The 16426-nt window shown below is 73.3% G+C and carries 13 protein-coding genes and 1 tRNA gene; 4 read left to right on the top strand and 10 right to left on the bottom strand.

Annotated elements, in window-relative coordinates; translation table 11 throughout:
* Positions 1 to 460: 460 nt before the first annotated feature.
* From thrB to AB0D08_RS03160, 6 genes are all read right to left on the bottom strand, one after another.
* Positions 461 to 1375: a homoserine kinase gene (thrB, locus tag AB0D08_RS03135; RefSeq protein WP_033822172.1), complete on the bottom strand. Its 915-nt coding sequence runs from the start codon at positions 1373 to 1375 to the stop codon at positions 461 to 463.
* Between the two features lie 359 nt (positions 1376 to 1734).
* Positions 1735 to 2826 (bottom strand): threonine synthase, encoded by a 1092-nt coding sequence (gene thrC / locus AB0D08_RS03140; protein ID WP_033822173.1) that lies wholly within the window; start codon positions 2824 to 2826, stop codon positions 1735 to 1737.
* Between the two features lie 8 nt (positions 2827 to 2834).
* On the bottom strand, positions 2835 to 4127 hold the full coding sequence (locus tag AB0D08_RS03145) for a homoserine dehydrogenase (RefSeq protein ID WP_033822174.1): 1293 nt from the start codon (positions 4125 to 4127) through the stop codon (positions 2835 to 2837).
* Between the two features lie 129 nt (positions 4128 to 4256).
* Positions 4257 to 5648 (bottom strand): diaminopimelate decarboxylase, encoded by a 1392-nt coding sequence (gene lysA / locus AB0D08_RS03150; protein ID WP_033822175.1) that lies wholly within the window; start codon positions 5646 to 5648, stop codon positions 4257 to 4259.
* Between the two features lie 154 nt (positions 5649 to 5802).
* Positions 5803 to 7458, bottom strand: a complete 1656-nt coding sequence (gene argS / locus AB0D08_RS03155) for an arginine--tRNA ligase (protein ID WP_033822176.1) — start codon at positions 7456 to 7458, stop codon at positions 5803 to 5805.
* Positions 7459 to 7534: 76 nt separating this feature from the next.
* Entirely contained in the window at positions 7535 to 8017 is a 483-nt protein-coding gene (locus AB0D08_RS03160; protein ID WP_082526764.1) for a response regulator, read from the bottom strand.
* A gap of 211 nt (positions 8018 to 8228) precedes the next feature.
* Here AB0D08_RS03160 and AB0D08_RS03165 point away from each other — a divergent pair.
* The 3 genes from AB0D08_RS03165 to AB0D08_RS03175 all read left to right on the top strand — a co-directional run bounded on the left by AB0D08_RS03165 (position 8229) and on the right by AB0D08_RS03175 (position 9693).
* Positions 8229 to 8300: transfer RNA gene (locus AB0D08_RS03165), tRNA-Arg, on the top strand.
* A 134-nt stretch (positions 8301 to 8434) separates the two neighbouring features.
* The gene (locus AB0D08_RS03170; RefSeq protein WP_233289151.1) at positions 8435 to 8725 is read left to right on the top strand and encodes a hypothetical protein; all 291 of its coding nucleotides are present in this window, start codon (positions 8435 to 8437) and stop codon (positions 8723 to 8725) included.
* 206 nt (positions 8726 to 8931) lie between these two features.
* Positions 8932 to 9693 (top strand): protein phosphatase 2C domain-containing protein, encoded by a 762-nt coding sequence (locus AB0D08_RS03175; RefSeq protein ID WP_359886066.1) that lies wholly within the window; start codon positions 8932 to 8934, stop codon positions 9691 to 9693.
* 7 nt (positions 9694 to 9700) lie between these two features.
* Here the strand turns inward: AB0D08_RS03175 and AB0D08_RS03180 are convergent, their stop codons facing one another.
* The 4 genes from AB0D08_RS03180 to AB0D08_RS03195 all read right to left on the bottom strand — a co-directional run bounded on the left by AB0D08_RS03180 (position 9701) and on the right by AB0D08_RS03195 (position 15355).
* The gene (locus AB0D08_RS03180) at positions 9701 to 10747 is read right to left on the bottom strand and encodes a serine protease (RefSeq protein WP_359886067.1); all 1047 of its coding nucleotides are present in this window, start codon (positions 10745 to 10747) and stop codon (positions 9701 to 9703) included.
* 283 nt (positions 10748 to 11030) lie between these two features.
* Complete coding sequence (locus AB0D08_RS03185; RefSeq protein WP_033822184.1) at positions 11031 to 12443, bottom strand: MFS transporter; 1413 nt, start codon at positions 12441 to 12443, stop codon at positions 11031 to 11033.
* Positions 12444 to 12748: 305 nt separating this feature from the next.
* Entirely contained in the window at positions 12749 to 14470 is a 1722-nt protein-coding gene (locus AB0D08_RS03190) for a DUF885 domain-containing protein (RefSeq protein ID WP_359886068.1), read from the bottom strand.
* Positions 14471 to 14590: 120 nt separating this feature from the next.
* On the bottom strand, positions 14591 to 15355 hold the full coding sequence (locus AB0D08_RS03195) for a rhomboid-like protein (protein WP_233289152.1): 765 nt from the start codon (positions 15353 to 15355) through the stop codon (positions 14591 to 14593).
* Between the two features lie 177 nt (positions 15356 to 15532).
* Here AB0D08_RS03195 and AB0D08_RS03200 point away from each other — a divergent pair, with 177 nt between their 5' ends.
* The gene (locus AB0D08_RS03200; protein WP_051813143.1) at positions 15533 to 16372 is read left to right on the top strand and encodes a TetR/AcrR family transcriptional regulator; all 840 of its coding nucleotides are present in this window, start codon (positions 15533 to 15535) and stop codon (positions 16370 to 16372) included.
* Positions 16373 to 16426: the final 54 nt, after the last annotated feature.

Below are 16426 nucleotides of genomic sequence, written 5' to 3' on the forward strand. Positions count from 1 at the left end.
CGAAGTGCGGTGCACTGTGGTGCGAAGTGGCGCGGATGGCCGGTACTCGTGCCGGCACCGCTGCGCCTGTGAAACCCGGGCCCCCGTCGCGTTCCGGTACCCAGGGCTCCGCCCGTCCGGGCCTCAGTCTGGAGGCTGCGGGTGGGAGTCAGGTGCCGTCACGGCTTCGGGATGCGCCCCAGTCGCGCAGGCAGGCTGCGTACGCGATGTGGTGGACTCCCGGAGAATCGTGGTCCCGCGCTTCCGCAGCTCACCCGGTACGGCTGTCGGGCCGTGCGGGCGGGATGTCGGGATCGGGACGCGTCGCACCGCGCCCCGGAGGGCACCTGGTGCAGCAATGAGGTTAACACTACCGACCCCCTGACACATTCCCCAGCCCCGTCCTCGTCAATCGTGTCCGTCCTGCCAATCCGTGCGCGGACGTTCCCGCTGCTCAGCCCGGCGTGCGCCCCGCGCACCCCTACATGTCGAGGGGCAGGACGCAGGCTCCGGCGCGGTCGAGCTCCAGCCGGTGCGCGGCGAAGCCGGGCGCGAAGGCGAGCACCTTCTCGGCCCCCGCCTCGTCGGTCAGCGCCAGCACGGTCGGGCCGGCCCCGGAGATGACGGCCGGCACGCCCTCGTTGCGCAGGGCGGCGACCAGCGCGGCGCTGTCCGGCATCGCGGAGGCCCGGTAGTCCTGGTGCAGGCGGTCCTCGGTGGCGGTCAGCAGCAGTTCGGGACGGCGGGTGAGCGCCTCGACCAGCAGCGCGGCGCGGCCCGCGTTGACGGCGGCGTCGGCCAGCGGCACGGTCTTCGGCAGCAGGCCGCGCGCGGTCTCGGTGAGCACCTCGGTGGAGGGGACGAAGACGACCGGGACGACCTGCGCGGACGGCTCCAGCACGATGGTCCTCGCGCCGTCGTCGTCGGTCCAGGCGACGGTGAAGTTGCCGCGCAGACAGGCGGCGACGTTGTCGGGGTGGCCCTCGAGTTCGGAGGCGAGCGCGAGCAGCGCGTCGTCGTCGAGCAGGCCGGCGCCGCCGATGGTGACGGCGCGCGCGGCGACCAGGCCGGCGCAGATGGCGGCCGAGGAGGAACCGAGGCCACGGCCGTGCGGTATCCGGTTGGCGCAGACCACTTCGAGGCCGCGCGGCTGGCCGCCGAGGCGGTCGAAGGCGGCGCGCATCGAGCGGACCACCAGGTGGCGCTCGTCCCGGGCCAGGTTCTCCGCGCCCTCGCCGGCGATGTCGACGGTCAGTCCGGAGTCGGCGACCCGGACCACCACGTCGTCGTAGAGACCGAGGGCGAGTCCGAAGGCGTCGAAGCCCGGGCCGAGGTTGGCGCTGGTCGCGGGAACCCGGACCCTGACGGCGGCAGCGCGGAACGCGGGACCGGCCATGTGGTTGGTGTCTCCTGGGGAGTGGGACGGCCCGGTTGCGTACGGGCCAGTGGTACGGCGGCGGGGGCCCGGCCGGAGGGCTCCGGCGGAGCGGGCGACCGCAGGCCGAAGGCGCGGCCCGCCGGGAACCAGACTATCGAAGACAGGTTCCACAGCGGTACACCCCGCTCCCGTTCGATCCACCGTGTTGCCGGTTGTGGCCGGAAACCGTGCGGAAAACGGCATGGAAAAAGACAGCGGACCGACACCGGACGTGTCGTCCGGACACGGCAGGTGGGCCGCCCCGGGCGGGGCGGCCCACCGTTGACACCTGGTCAGCACGGCCGGCAGGACGGCCGGGCGCCGTCGCTCCGGGGTGGTCAGTCCAGCAGGCCCAGGCGCAGTGCCGCCGCCTCCGGGTCGATCGGGACGATCTGCGGCTGCGGGGCGCCGGCCACCGCCCAGTCCGGGTCCTTCAGGCCGTTGCCGGTGACGGTGCAGACGATCCGCTGGCCCGGGTCGACCAGCCCGGCCTCGGCCTTGGCCAGCAGGCCGGCCACCGAGGCGGCCGAGGCGGGCTCCACGAAGACACCCTCCTGCGACGCCAACAGCCGGTAGGCGGACAGGATCTGACGGTCGGTCACCTTGTCGATGAGACCGCCCGACTCGTCCCGCGCGGCGAGCGCGAAGTCCCAGGAGGCGGGGTTGCCGATCCGGATCGCGGTGGCGATGGTCTGCGGCTTGAGCACCGGGGCGCCGTCGACGATCGGGGCCGAGCCGGAGGCCTGGAAGCCCCACATCCGCGGGGTGCGGGCGGCCAGGCCGTCCGCGGCGTACTCGCGGTAGCCCTTCCAGTAGGCGGTGATGTTGCCCGCGTTGCCGACCGGCAGGACGTGGATGTCGGGGGCGTCGCCGAGCATGTCGACGATCTCGAAGGCGGCGGTCTTCTGGCCCTCGATCCGGACCGGGTTCACCGAGTTGACCAGCGCGACCGGGTACTTCTCGGACAGTTCACGCGCCAGGGTGAGGCAGTCGTCGAAGTTCCCGTCCACCTGGAGGATCTTCGCGCCGTGCACCAGCGCCTGGCCCATCTTGCCGAGCGCGATCTTGCCCTGCGGCACCAGCACGGCGGAGACCATCCCGGCCCGCACCGCGTACGCCGCGGCCGAGGCGGAGGTGTTGCCGGTGGAGGCGCAGATGACGGCCTGGGCGCCGTCCTCCTTGGCCTTGGAGATGGCCATCGTCATGCCGCGGTCCTTGAAGGACCCGGTCGGGTTGGCGCCCTCGACCTTGAGGTAGACCTCGCAGCCGGTGCGCTCGGAGAGCACCTGGGCGGGGACGAGCGGCGTACCGCCCTCCAGCAGGGTGACCACGGGGGTGTCGGCGGTGACCGGCAGCCGGTCGCGGTACTCCTCGATGAGGCCGCGCCACTGGTGGGTGTGGCCACTGGCTCTGTCGATGACGGCGTTCATGGCTGTTCCTACTCCCCTTCGACCCGCATGATGCTGGCCACGTCGCGCACGCTGTCCAGCGCGCGCAGCTTGTCGACCGTCGCCGACAGTGCGGCGTCGGTGGCGCGGTGGGTCACCACCACGAGCGAGGCGTCGCCGTCCCGGCCCTGCTGGCGCACGGTGTCGATGGACACCCCGTGCTCGGCGAAGGTGGAGGCGACCTGGGCGAGCACGCCCGCCCGGTCGTCCACGTCGAGGCTGACGTGGTAGCGGGTGACGACCTCGTCCATCGGCTTGGCGGGCAGCCGGGTGTACACCGAGTCGCCGGGGCCGGTGGCGCCGTTCAGCCGGTTGCGGCAGACCGCGACCAGGTCGCCGAGGACGGCGGAGGCGGTCGGTGCGCCGCCGGCGCCCGGACCGTAGAACATCAGCCGGCCGGCCGCCTCGGCCTCCACGAAGACCGCGTTGTACGCCTCGCGGACCGAGGCCAGCGGGTGGCTGAGCGGGATCATCGCGGGGTGCACCCGGGCGGTGACGGAGCCGCCGTCGGCGGCCCGCTCGCAGATCGCGAGGAGTTTGACCACGCAGCCCATCTGCTTGGCGGAGGCGATGTCCGCGGCGGTGACCTCGGTCAGGCCCTCGCGGTACACGTCCGCGGCGGTGACCTTGGTGTGGAAGGCGATGCCGGCCAGGATCGCGGCCTTGGCGGCGGCGTCGAAGCCCTCCACGTCGGCGGTCGGGTCGGCCTCGGCGTAGCCCAGCGCGGTGGCCTCCTCCAGCGCCTCGGAGTACCCGGCGCCGGTGGTGTCCATCTTGTCGAGGATGAAGTTGGTGGTGCCGTTGACGATGCCCAGCACCCGGTTGACCTTGTCGCCGGCCAGCGACTCGCGCAGCGGGCGGATCAGCGGGATCGCGCCGGCCACCGCGGCCTCGTAGTACAGGTCGACCCCGGCCCTGGCGGCCGCCTCGTGCAGCTCGGCGCCGTCCTGGGCGAGCAGCGCCTTGTTGGCGGAGACCACCGAGGCGCCCTTGCCGATGGCCGCGAGGATGAGGTGCTTGGACGGCTCGATGCCGCCCACCACCTCGATCACCACGTCGATGTCGCCCCGGGTGACCAGGGCCTCGGCATCGGTGGTGAGCAGGTGCTCGGGCACGCCCGGGCGGGCACGGCCGGTCCGGCGGACGGCGATGCCCACGAGCTCCACGGGCGCGCCGATCCGCGCGGCGAGGTCGTCGGCCGTCGTCGTCATGATGCGCGCCACCTCGGAGCCCACCACACCACAGCCCAGCAACGCCACCTTCAGCGGGCGCGTACGCATCATCCGACTCCGCTCTGCATTCTCGGTCTCCGACGGCGTTCGGTCGACGCCCGTCGGTCTTGGGTCACTACCAGTCTCGGGGACTTTCCGCACAGATCTACGGTCGTTCCATGATCTGAGACAAGGATTTCGTCATCCGATATCCAGGCGCAGCAGATCCTCTTCCGTCTCGCGCCGGACGATCACCCGGGCCCGGCCGTCCAGGACGGCCACCACGGGAGGCTTCAGGGCGTGGTTGTAATTGCTCGCCATCGAGCGGCAGTACGCGCCGGTGGCCGGTACCGCCAGCAGGTCGCCGGGGGCCAGGTCGGCCGGCAGGAAGGCGTCCTTGACCACGATGTCGCCGGACTCGCAGTGCTTTCCCACCACGCGGGACAGCATCGGGCCGGCGTCGCTGGTGCGGGAGGCCAGCGCCACCGAGTACTCGGCGTCGTACAGGGCGGTGCGGATGTTGTCCGACATCCCGCCGTCCACGCTGACGTAGGTGCGCAGACCCGCCAGCGGCTTCACGGTGCCCACCTCGTACAGGGTGAACGCGGTCGGGCCGACGATCGCCCGGCCGGGCTCCACCGACAGCCGCGGCACGGCCAGCCGGGCACCCTCGCACTCGCGGCCGACGATGGCGCGCAGCGCGGCGGCGATGGCGGCCGGCTCGCTCGGGTCGTCGTCGCTGGTGTACGCGATGCCGAGGCCGCCGCCGAGGTCGATCTCGGGGAGTTCGACGCCGTGCTCGTCGCGGACCGCGGCGAGCAGGCCGACCACCCGGTGGGCGGCCACCTCGAAGCCTGCGGTGTCGAAGATCTGCGAGCCGATGTGCGAGTGGATGCCGCGCAGTTCCAGCGCGGGGTGGGCGAGCACCCGGCGGACGGCCTCCAGCGCGGCGCCGCCGGCCAGCGACAGGCCGAACTTCTGGTCCTCGTGCGCGGTCGCGATGAACTCGTGGGTGTGCGCCTCGACGCCGACGGTGACCCGGATCAGCACCGGCTGCCGGACGCCCTGGCGCTCGGCGGCGGCGGCCAGCAGCTCGATCTCCTGGTACGAGTCGAGGACGACGTGCCCGACCCCGGCCTTGACCGCCTGGTCCAGCTCGGCCGCCGACTTGTTGTTGCCGTGCAGCGCGATCCGCTCCCCCGGCATCCCGGCCGCGAGTGCCACCGCGAGCTCGCCGGAACTGCAGACGTCCAGCCGCAGCCCCTCCTCGTGCAGCCAGCGGACCACCGCCTTGGACAGGAACGCCTTGCCCGCGTAGTACACGTCCGCGTCCTCGCCGAAGGCGTCCCGCCAGGCGCGGGCGCGGGCCCGGAAGTCCGCCTCGTCCAGGATGTACGCCGGGGTGCCGAACTCGGCGGCGAGCGAGCGCACGTCCAGGCCGCCGACGGTGACCGCGCCGTGGGCGTCGCGGGCGACGGTGGCGGACCAGACCTTGGGGTCGAGCGCGTTGAGGTCGCTCGGCGGGGCCTGGTAGTGGCCCTCGGTCAGCACATCGCCGTGGCGGGGGCCTGCGGGGTGGGCGGAGCGGCTCATCTGGGGCCTCTTCCTGCGCTGTGCCGGGTCGGGCGGGGCCGGTCGGGTCGGGTCGGGGAGTGGGGCGTGAGGGGGTGCGGGCTCTTGCGCGAAGGGGCGGCGACCGTCCTGACGGACCGTCACCGCCCCCGTTGCCGCCGGGAGTTGCTGCCCGCTACATCCGCTCGGGGGCGGATACGCCGAGCAGCGTGAGGCCGTTGGCGATGACCGTGCGCGTCGCGTCGGCCAGCCAGAGGCGGGCGTGCGTGAGGTCGGTGACCTCCTCGTCGCCCTTCGGCAGGATCTGGCAGTTGTCGTAGAACCGGTGGTAGTCCCGGGCCACGTCCTCGAGGTAGCGCGCCACGTGGTGCGGCTCGCGCAGCTCGCCGGCCTTGGCGAGCACCCGCGGGAACTCACCGAGCTGGCCGAGCAGCGTGGACTCCCACTCGGTGGCGAGCAGCTCGGGCTTGAAGTCGGGGGCCTTGGTGATGCCCAGCTCGTTCGCCTTGCGCTGGACGCCGCACATCCGGGTGTGCGCGTACTGGACGTAGAAGACCGGGTTCTCGTTGGTCTGGCTGGTCAGCACGTTGATGTCGAGCGTGATGGTGGAGTCCGTGGAGGACCGCGCCAGCGTGTACCGGGCGGCGTCGACACCGATCCAGTCGACCACGTCGTCGATGGTGATGATGTTGCCGGCCCGCTTGGACATCCGGACCTCTTCGCCGTCCCGGATCATCTTGACGAACTGGCCGATCTTCACCTCGATGTTGCGGTTCATGTCGTCGCCCGCGCAGGCGGCGATGGCCTTGAGGCGGTTGACGTAACCGTGGTGGTCGGCGCCGAGCATGTAGACCGAGACCTCGGAGCCCCGGTCCCGCTTGCTCAGGTAGTAGGCGGCGTCGGCGGCGAAGTAGGTGGTCTCGCCGTCGGCCTTGATCAGGACACGGTCCTTGTCGTCGCCGAAGTCGGTGGTGCGCAGCCAGATCGCACCGTCCTGGTCGAAGACGTGGCCCTGCTCGCGCAGCCGCTCGATCGCCTGCTCGACGGCGCCCGAGTCGTGCAGCGTCTTCTCCGAGAACCACACGTCGAAGTGGGTGCCGAACTCGTCCATCGAGCGCTTGATCTCGGCGACCATGAGCTCCAGGCCCTTGGTCCGGAAGACCTGCAGCTGCTCGTCCTCGGGCAGGTCGAGCACGCCGGGGACGCCGTCCACGATCGCCTTGGCGATGTCGACGATGTACTCGCCGACGTAGCCGTCCTCCGGGACCGGCCGGCCGTTGGCGGCGGCCTGCAGGGAGATGGCGAACTTGCCGATCTGCACGCCGGCGTCGTTCAGGTAGTACTCGGTGGTGACGTCGGCGCCGGTGGCCCGCAGGACCCGGGCCAGCGAGTCGCCGACGGCCGCCCAGCGGACGCCGCCGATGTGGATCGGGCCGGTCGGGTTGGCCGACACGAACTCCAGGTTGATCTTCAGGCCCTTGAGCGCCTCGTTGCGGCCGTACCCCTCGCCGGCCTCGACGATGGTGCGGGCCAGCTCGCCCTGGGTCGCGGCGTCCAGGGTGATGTTCATGAAGCCGGGCCCGGCGATGTCCACCTTGGCGACCCCGGGCAGCTCGCGCAGGCGCGCGGCGACCAGTTCGGCGACGGCTCGCGGCGGCCGGCCGGCCGGCTTCGCGAGCTGGAGGGCCACGTTGGTGGCGTAGTCGCCGTGGTCCCTGTTCTTGGGTCGCTCGACCGTCACGTGCTCGGGCACGGCGACGGTCAGGTCGCCCGCCTCAACGACGGCGCTCACTGCGGCCAGGACTGCCTGGGAAAGCTCTGCGGGTGTCACGACGCCAAGGGTAGGCGAGAAGGGGGAGGGGCCCGCCACCCGGTTTGCCGGCTGAGACGTCGGAGATCGTCGGGGATCAGGGGTAACCCGCACCCGGCGAGCCGTGTTCGCCGAGAGCGGAATCGGTCCGGGTGGGCGTGCCGACGCCGAATCCGTACGCGAAACCGCCGGCCCGGCCGGCCGCGCCGAGCGCGCGCAGCCGGTGCACCAGTTCCAGCAGGTCCGCCGGGTCGAACGGCTTGGCCAGGTAGCCGTCCACGCCCACCGCCTCGCCGCGGCGCAGGTCGGCCGGGGTGCAGGCGCTGACTATGGCGATCGGCAGCCGGGCGGTCTCGGGCGCGGACCGCAGCCGGGCCGCGGTCCTCAGCCCGTCGAGCCGGGGCATCATCACGTCGAGGGTCACCACGTCCGGCGCCACCCGGCGGACGACCTCCAGGCACTCGGCGCCGTCGGCGGCCGTCACCACCTCGAAGCCGTCCAGCTCCAGGTTGACTCTGATCAGTTGGCGGATCACCTCGCTGTCATCCACCACGAGGACCCGCCCGGACGTTCCCGGCACATCACCGAGGGTAGCCGCGCCTCCACCCCCCCGTCCGGGCTTTGCCGAGAGCCGCCGCAGCGGCGCCCACCCGGGCCTGCCGGCCGCCGCCGACGGCCGGCGCGGACCCGCGGCGGAGCATCCGTGGACCCGCCGTGGAAACCCGTGCACGGACCACGCTGCGGGCCTGGTAATGTTCTCCACGTCGCAAGAACACCGCGGCACACAGCAGGCCCCCGTAGCTCAGGGGATAGAGCACCGCCCTCCGGAGGCGGGTGCGCAGGTTCGAATCCTGCCGGGGGCACTTCGCAAGAAGTGCTTGATCGAGGCCCAGCTCAGCGGATCATCCGCGAGGCTGGGCTTTCGTCATGTTCCGGGCCCGGTAGGGGTGGTGGTGCCCGGTGGGACCGCGGCCGGGTGCGGTGGCAGGATGCGGCCATGACCTCGGAACCGGATGGATTCCCCGTCGCCACTGTCCGGATGACCGCGCGGGCGGACGGTGTGCCGCTCGCGTTCGGCTGGGACGAGCGGGCCCGGATCAACGTGCGCAGCCTCGGGGGTGAGGTCGTCGTCGAGGCGGACGCCGCGGGACTGCGGACGCTCGCCGCCCATCTGCTGGCGCTGGCGGCGGACGGCACTCCCGACGGCAGCCACCTGCATCTCGAAGCCGGGCACGGCCTGGTCGAGGGCTCGGTCGGCCTGGTCCTGGAGCGGGACGACGAGGCGTAGGGCGGCGCCGGTACGACGGGCCGGCCGCGCGCTCACCTGCCTTCAGTGCGCCTCCCCCGACGCCGGGTTGCCCCCACGGGACCGCCGTACTCCGTCCGACCGGACGTAACGGCCCGTTCCCGGGGCCGGGGGGCGGAGCGGGGATGATGGCGGCGAGGCCTTCCCCGGCGGGAGTGCCGCTGGAGGAGCGCCGCAGGAGGAGTGCCGTGCAGATCAGCTACGTGTGCGAGCCCGGCGCCGTCGGACCCGACGGCGGTGCCAACGAGGACGTGGTGGTGGCGGCCGGGCGGTTCGTCGTGGTGCTGGACGGGGCCACGACCAGTGGGCTGCCGACCGGGTGCGTGCACGATGTCCGTTGGCTGGCCGGGCGGTTGGCGTGGGCGCTGGCGGGGGTGCTGACCGAGCGGCCGGGGCTGGACCTGCGGGAGGTGCTGCGGGAGGGGATCGTCCGGACCCGCGGGCTGCACCCCGGCTGCGACCTGGCGAACCCGGAGAGTCCGTCGGCCACGGTCGCGCTGGTGCGCGAGCACGACGGCCGGCTGGACTGTCTGACGCTGGCGGACTCCCCCGTGGTGGTGGAGACCCACGACGGCGCGCTGACCACGGTGGTCGACGACCGGCTCGACCGGCTGCCGCCGATGGACCGGGAGACGGCGGGCCGGCTGCGCAACACCGACGCGGGGTTCTGGGTGGCGGGCACCCGGCCCGAGGCGGCCGACCGGGCGGTGACGGTCAGCTTCAGGACGGCCGAGGTACGCAGCTTCGCGCTGCTCAGCGACGGTGTCTCCCGCCTGGTCGAGCGCTTCGGGTGGAGCTGGGAACAGCTGCTGCGGACGCTGGAGAAGCAGGGCCCGGCCCATCTGGTCCGGTCGGTCCGGGAGGCCGAACTCGCGATGGCCGAGGGGAGTTTCCGGGGCAAGCGGCACGACGACGCGACCGTGGTGTTCGGTCTGCCGGTGGCCGGCTGATCCCCGCTCAGCCGGCCGCGGTCGGGTTCTGCTGGGCCGGGGTCGAGCTCGGCGGGGCCGGGGCCGGGGCCGGGGAGGGGACGGCGGGCATGGAGGCCTTGACCGCCTCGGTGTACAGGTCGCCGATGGTCCGGCCGAAGGTGGCGCTGTAGGAGGTGTCGGCGGTGTCGCCGCCCTGCTGGTAGCCGCCGATCACGCCGATCACCTGGCCGCTGGCGGTGTCGATCCACGGCCCGCCGCTGGTGCCGCCGGGGAACGACGGGCAGTCGACGCGGCGCTGGTGGGTGTCCTCGCGCTCGGTGGCGTTGGTGCACAGGAGCGGCTCCTCGCCGCCGTCGGGGTAACCGTAGAGGCGGACCTTGGTGGTGGCGCCGGCGTCGAGGCCGAGCGGGTTGCCGCCGACCACGTCCTCGATCTGCCGGCCGCCCTGGGGGGCGATCTGGAGGATGGCGAAGTCCTCGTCCTCGTCCTCGTCCTGGCTCCAGCCGTCGGTGGTGAACACCTTGGTCACCTGCCAACTGCCGTACGGCGCCTTGCCGTCGCGGTAGCCGGGGACGAAGCGCAGGCCGTCGGAGCCGGCCACGCAGTGCGCGGCGGTGAGGACCAGGTTCTTGGTGATGCTGTGGATGACGCTGGCCGAGCAGGAGTGGTGGCCGGCCGTGATCGAGCCGGTGAAGAGCGCGCCGACCCGGTCGGCCTCGCTTCCGGCCTCGGCGGTGCCGGTGCTGCCGTCGCCGCGGTAGAGGGTGGCCTGCTCGCCCTGGTGCTCGGAGCCCGCGGACGGGCCGGTGCCGGCCCGGGGGGCCGCGTCGGAGGGGTCGGTGGCGGCCTCGCCGGAGGCCTCGGCGCCGGATGACGGGTCGGCGGACGCCGGCGGCGCGGTGGACGCGTCGTCGGCGGGCCCGGCGGCCGGGGTGGCCGCGGCCGTCACGGTGGCGGCCGGGGCGGGGCGCCGGCTGGCGGCGGTGACCTGCGAGGCCAGGGTGTTGCCGCCGACGACGGCGCCCGCGAGTCCGAGCGCCAGCAGGGAGGTGACGGCGACCGGGCGGCGCACGCGCCGGCGAACCTCGTGCTGACGGCCCATCAAGGTCCCCACTCCCGCCCGTCGCGCCCGCGCGCTGTCGGCTCTCCGGTGACGCGCCCCGGGCGGCGCGTACAGTCAAAAATATGGGCGGTCGGCCTGGGAGGAGTGTGATCCGCCCCTGTGAGAGTAGTGAGAATTCGTACCCGGACACGGTAGTGCCCCGCCCGGGGCGTGATCCGGGCGGGGCGACGGCGGGGAGGACGGGGGTCCGGCACGGGCCGCGGTGGGGTTCGGGGCCGTTGCGTGGCGGCCGTCAGGCCAGCACCTGGGCGGTGGCCTCGGCGTCCTTGCCGGTGGCCTCGCCGGGGGCCGGGCGGTGGTCGATCAGGAAGAAGGCGATCACGGCCGCGCCGATCAGGATGCCCATCGCGACCGCGGTGGCGACCGCGTAGCCGTGCACCGCGCCCTGGGACTGGACCAGCGGATCGGCGGCGTTGCGGGTGGCCAGGTAGGTGGTGGTGACGCTGGCCGCGATGGTGTTCAGCAGCGCGACCCCGATCGAGCCGCCGACCTGCTGGGCGGAGTTGATGGTGGCGGAGGCCGCGCCGGCCTCGTTGGGGGCGACGCCGAGGGTGGCCAGGCTCATGGACGGCATGAACACCAGGCCCATGCCGAGGCCGAGCAGCAGTTCGGCGGGCAGCACCAGGCCGGCGTACGGGCTGTCGACCTTCATCTGGGTCAGCCAGGCCATGCCGGCGGCGGCCAGCAGCAGTCCGGGGACGATCAGGTTGCGGGACGGGATCCTGGTCATCAGCCGGGCCGCGATGCCGGTCGAGCTGATGATGATCGCGCCGACCATCGGCAGGAAGGCGACGCCCGCCAGGACCGGCGAGTATCCCTTCACCACCTGCAGGTAGTAGGTCAGGAAGAGGAACAGGCCGAACATCCCGACCACCGCGAGCCCGACCGCGAGGGCGGCGCCGCCGCGGTTGCGGTCGCCGACGATGTGGGTCGGCAGCAGGGCGTTGGGGGTCCGCCGCTCGACCAGCGCGAAGATCGCCAGCAGGGCGATGCCGCCGAGCAGGCAGGTCAGCACCAGCCAGTCGCCCCAGCCGCGCGACTCGGCCTCGGAGGTGCCGTAGACGATCGCCAGCAGGCCGCCGCAGCCGAGGAACGCGCCCGGCAGGTCCAGCTTGACCCGGTGGCCCTTGTCGATGTGGTCGCGCTTGAGCAGGTAGAAGGCGGCGAAGGCGGCGCCGATCGCGATCGGCACGTTGACGAACAGGCACCAGCGCCAGGTCAGGTACTCGGTGAGCAGGCCGCCGACCAGCAGGCCGATGCCGGCTCCGGCACCGGCGATGGCGCCGAAGACGCCGAAGGCGGTGGCGCGTTCCCTGGGGTCGGAGAAGGTGTTGGACAGCAGGGACAGCGCGGAGGGCGCGAGGATCGCGCCGAAAGCGCCCTGCAGGGCGCGGGCGGCGAACAGCATGGTGGGGTCGACGGCGAAGCCGCCGATCGCGGACGCCACCGCGAAGCCGAGCAGACCGATGGTGAAGGTCCGTTTGCGGCCGAAGAGGTCGCCGAGCCGGCCGCCGAGCAGCAGCAGACCGCCGAAGGCGAGGGTGTAGGCGGTGATCACCCATTGGCGGTCGCCGTCGGATATGCCCAGGTCCTTCTGCGCCGAGGGAAGTGCGATGTTCACGATGGTCGCGTCGAGGACGATCATCAGCTGGGCGATCGCGATCACTGCCAGCGCCCACCAGCGGCGCGGATCCGCCGCCTGGACGTCTGGGGTGGGCTGAGATGACACCGTGGGCCGCCTTCCGGAGGGGAACTGGGCTGGGGCGCACGCAAACGCTCTCTCCAGAAAAGCCCTCGGGGCGGCGATCGGCAAGGAGATTCAGACGTAAATGATGGAGTTTGTATAGTTTTGGTACCAAAGTCCGATATTGACCGGTCCGGGAATATCCGCGCCGGACGGCCGTGCGGCGGCGGGGGCGCCCCGGACCGGGCCGCCCCCACCGCCCGCGCTCACAGCGCCCCGAGCTCCGCGACCAGGTCGTCCAGGCCCAGCGAGCCCTGCGACAGCGCGGCCATGTGCCACGCCTTGGGGTCGAACTCCTCGCCGCGCGCCTCGGCGGCGGCGCGGGCGGCGGCCCGGCCCTGCAGCCAGGCCCGCTCGCCGAGCTTGTAGCCGATCGCCTGGCCGGGCAGGCCCAGGTAGCGGATCAGCTCGCTGTCCAGGAACTCGGCGGACAGGCCGCAGTAGCGGCCGAAGAACTCCCGGGCGTCGTCCGGCAGCACCGGCTCGCCGGGCTTGAACGGGGAGTCCTCCGGGAAGTCCAGGCCGACGTGCATGCCGATGTCGACGATGACCCGCAGCGCCCGCATCATCTGGGCGTTGAGGTAGCCCAGCCGGTGGCCGGGGTCGGTGAGGTAGCCGAGCTCGTCCATCAGGCGCTCGGCGTACAGCGCCCAGCCCTCGACGTTGGCGCTGACGCCGCCCAGGGTGACCTGGTACGTGGAGAGCCGGTCGGCCACGTAGGTCCACTGGGCCAGCTGCAGGTGGTGGCCGGGCACGCCCTCGTGGTACCAGGTGGAGACCAGGTCCCAGACCGGGAACGACTCCCGGCCCAGGGTCGGCAGCCAGGTCCGGCCCGGGCGGGAGAAGTCCAGCGAGGGCTGGGTGTAGTACGGGGCGGCGGCGCTGCCGGCCGGGGCCAGCTTCGACTCGACCTTGAGCAGCGGCTCGGCGAGGTCGAAGTGGGTGCCCTGGAGGTCGTTGATGGCCTGGTCCATCAGGCCCTGGAGGTACTCGCGGGCGGCGTCGGCGCCCTTGATGGCCGGCCCGTCGGTCTCCAGCCACTTCATGGCTTCCATCGGGGTCGAGCCCGGGCGGACCTTCTCGGCCTCCACCCGCATCTGCGCCTCGAGGTCGTGGAACTGGCCCCAGGCCCAGCGGTACGCCTCGTCCAGGTCCAGGTCGGCGCCGGTCCAGTAGCGCACCCAGCGGGCGTAGCGCTCGCGGCCGACCGGGTCGGGGGTGCCGGCCGCGCCCGGCCCGTACACCCCGCCCAGCCAGTCGCGGAAGTCGGCCAGCGCGGCGGTGGCCTCGACGGCCGCGCCGGACAGCTGGTCGGCGAGCGGGGCGGGCGCGTCCTGGACGAAGGTGCCGAACCAGCCGCCGGGGACCTCCCCGGCCACCCACTCGTCGATCTGCCCGATCACGGTGGTGACCTGGCGCGGACCGGCGTACAGGCCGCGGGCGGCGCCCTCGGCCAGCGAGCTGCGGTACTGCTCCACCGCGGTGGGCACCTTGGCCAGGCGGCGGGCGATCAGCTGCCAGTCGTGCTCGGTCTCGGTGGGCATCAGGGTGAAGGCCTCGCGCACGTTGTGCAGCGGCGAGCCCAGGTTGCGCAGCGAGCGCAGGTGCTCGCCGGCGTCGTGCACGGCGAGTTCGGCGGTCAGCCGCTCGCGCAGCAGCTTGGCGCAGCGCTGCTCGGCCTCGTCCGGGCCGCCCCGGGCGGCGCCGGCGCTCTCGGCGGCGTCGAGTTCGGCGAGGGTGCGGCGGGCGAGACCGGCGACGGCGTCGCTGCCGGCCGGGGAGAGGTCGGGGAGCCGGTCGTCCTCCGGGTTGAGGCCGAGGTAGATCGCGGTCAGCGGATCGAGCTCGGCGAGGGCGTGCACGTAGGCGTCGGCGACACGGCGCGGGGTGGGGCCGTCTTCGGATTCGGTGATCAGTTCATCAGCCATCCGGCCATCTTTTCGTAGCCGGTCGTGATTTCAAGACCTTCTCGGTCTGGGCTTTCGGCACCCCGGCGCGGTACGTGCGGTGCTGACGGACCGTCCGGTGTGGTGGTTTCGGCCGATGCGTCACGGTCCGGGCGTCACGGTCCGGGCGGGGCGGCGGTCGGCGGAGGGGCGGCGCGGGCGCCGCCGGGACCGCCAGGACCGCCAGGACCGGCCCGGGTCCCAGGTCGGCCGACCGGTGGTGAAGCCGTGGAAGCCCAGGCCGATCAGGACCGCGCAGAAGTGCCCGAGGTCGGTGAAGGTGTGCGAGGTGATCAGCGGCACCAGGTAGACGGTCAGCAGCGCGCCGCCGTACAGCAACCGCCAGCGGCCGGCGAAGCGGTAGGTGAGCACGCCCTGGACGCCGGCCAGGGCGTAGGACACCCCGACGTCGACGGTGTCGGCCATGTTCGCCGGCAGCCGTCCCGAGGCGACGCCCCAGGCGACCACCCCTTCGCTGATCAGGGTGGCCAGGACATGGGCGGTGAGCGCGACGGTGAGCCAGCGGGCGGTCCCCAGCCACCGCTCGGCGGGGACGTGGAACAGGTGGAAAAGCACGACGTAGGACAGGAAGTCGCCCTGCTCGGTCCAGACCGCGCTGGCCAGCAGGGCGTGCACCGGGCGGCTGCCGAGCTGTTCCAGGTTGGTGCTGCGCTTGGTCAGGAACCAGTCCAGGTACCGCGGGTCCATCCGGCTGACGATCAGGCTGGTGATCCCCAGCAGCAGCAGCCAGACGTAGGTGCCGGGCGCCGCCCGGATCCACCGCCACAGGGCCCCGGGCGCCGCCCGGACGGCCGGCCCGAGGGCCGCCCGGCGGGCCTGGTACCGCTCCCGGGCGCTGCGCCGCATCCCGCCGTTCCTCCTCGCTCCGCCGACCCCGCCCGCCTGTCACATGATGCGATGATTCGTCCCGATTCTGACCGATGACCCGCCGACCGGCGCAGCGGCCCGGTACCGCCGCCGTACCGTTCCCGGACCCGGCGGACCCCCTCCGGAAACGGTCACCGGGCCACTACGCTGACCGCCATGGCAGCGCGCTCAGCACCACCCACGGCCACGGCCGGACCGGCCGACCCGCCCGCCCCCGGGAGCGGCCCGGCCGGGGCGGCGGACGGCGGCGCGCCGGACCGGCCCCGGCGGGCCGGGTACCGGCGGCTGCCGGTGCAGCAGCGCAGGGAGCAGCTGATCGCGGTCGCCCTGGAGCTGTTCGGCTCGCGGCCGCCGGAGGAGGTGACCCTGGACGACGTCGCCGAGGCCGCGGGGGCCTCCCGGCCGCTGGTCTACCGGTACTTCGCGGGCGGCAAGCAGCAGCTGTACGAGGCGGCGCTGCGGACCGCCGCCGAGGAGCTGACCGGCCGGTTCAAGGTGCCCGCCCGGGGTACGCCGACCGAGCAGCTGGCGGCGGTGCTGGACCGCTACTTCGACTTCGTCGCCGAGCACGACGCCGGGTACGGCGCGCTGCTGCGCGGGGGCTCGGTGGTGGAGACGGCGCGCACCTCCGCGATCGTGGACGAGGTGCGGCGGGCCGCGCTGCGGCGCACCCTGCGGCACCTGGGGGTGCGCGAGGCCGGGCCGCGGCTGACGCTGCTGGTGCGCTCGTGGATCTCGGTGGTGGAGGCCTCGGCGCTGAGCTGGCTGGACGAGGGGCGGCAGATCCCGCCGGACTCGCTGCGGGACTGGCTGGTCGACCAGTTCGTGGCGATGAGCGCGGCGACGGCGGGCCACGATCCGCAGACGGCCGGGATGCTGGCCGGGCTGCTGGAGCTGGAGGCACCGGGCGGGCCGGCGCGGGCGATGGCGGAGCGGGTGCGGGCGCTGGCGGACGGGATCCACGGCGGTCGGACGGCGGGCGGGGACGCGGGGTAGCCGGCGGGGTGGACCCGGACCCCGTGCCTGGGTCGGGTCGGTCACCTGCCGGCG

Source organism: Kitasatospora sp. NPDC048540, from assembly GCF_040651175.1.
Lineage (GTDB): Bacteria > Actinomycetota > Actinomycetes > Streptomycetales > Streptomycetaceae > Kitasatospora.

Bases quoted from the DNA above. Each gene is read 5' to 3' on its own strand.
- thrB (WP_033822172.1), bottom strand. From the start codon at position 1,375: ATGGCCGGTCCCGCGTTCCGCGCTGCCGCCGTCAGGGTCCGGGTTCCC.
- thrC (WP_033822173.1), bottom strand. From the start codon at position 2,826: ATGAACGCCGTCATCGACAGAGCCAGTGGCCACACCCACCAGTGGCGC.
- AB0D08_RS03145 (WP_033822174.1), bottom strand. From the start codon at position 4,127: ATGATGCGTACGCGCCCGCTGAAGGTGGCGTTGCTGGGCTGTGGTGTG.
- lysA (WP_033822175.1), bottom strand. From the start codon at position 5,648: ATGAGCCGCTCCGCCCACCCCGCAGGCCCCCGCCACGGCGATGTGCTG.
- AB0D08_RS03170 (WP_233289151.1), top strand. From the start codon at position 8,435: ATGACCTCGGAACCGGATGGATTCCCCGTCGCCACTGTCCGGATGACC.
- AB0D08_RS03185 (WP_033822184.1), bottom strand. From the start codon at position 12,443: ATGATCGTCCTCGACGCGACCATCGTGAACATCGCACTTCCCTCGGCG.
- AB0D08_RS03190 (WP_359886068.1), bottom strand. From the start codon at position 14,470: ATGGCTGATGAACTGATCACCGAATCCGAAGACGGCCCCACCCCGCGC.
- AB0D08_RS03195 (WP_233289152.1), bottom strand. From the start codon at position 15,355: ATGCGGCGCAGCGCCCGGGAGCGGTACCAGGCCCGCCGGGCGGCCCTC.
- AB0D08_RS03200 (WP_051813143.1), top strand. From the start codon at position 15,533: ATGGCAGCGCGCTCAGCACCACCCACGGCCACGGCCGGACCGGCCGAC.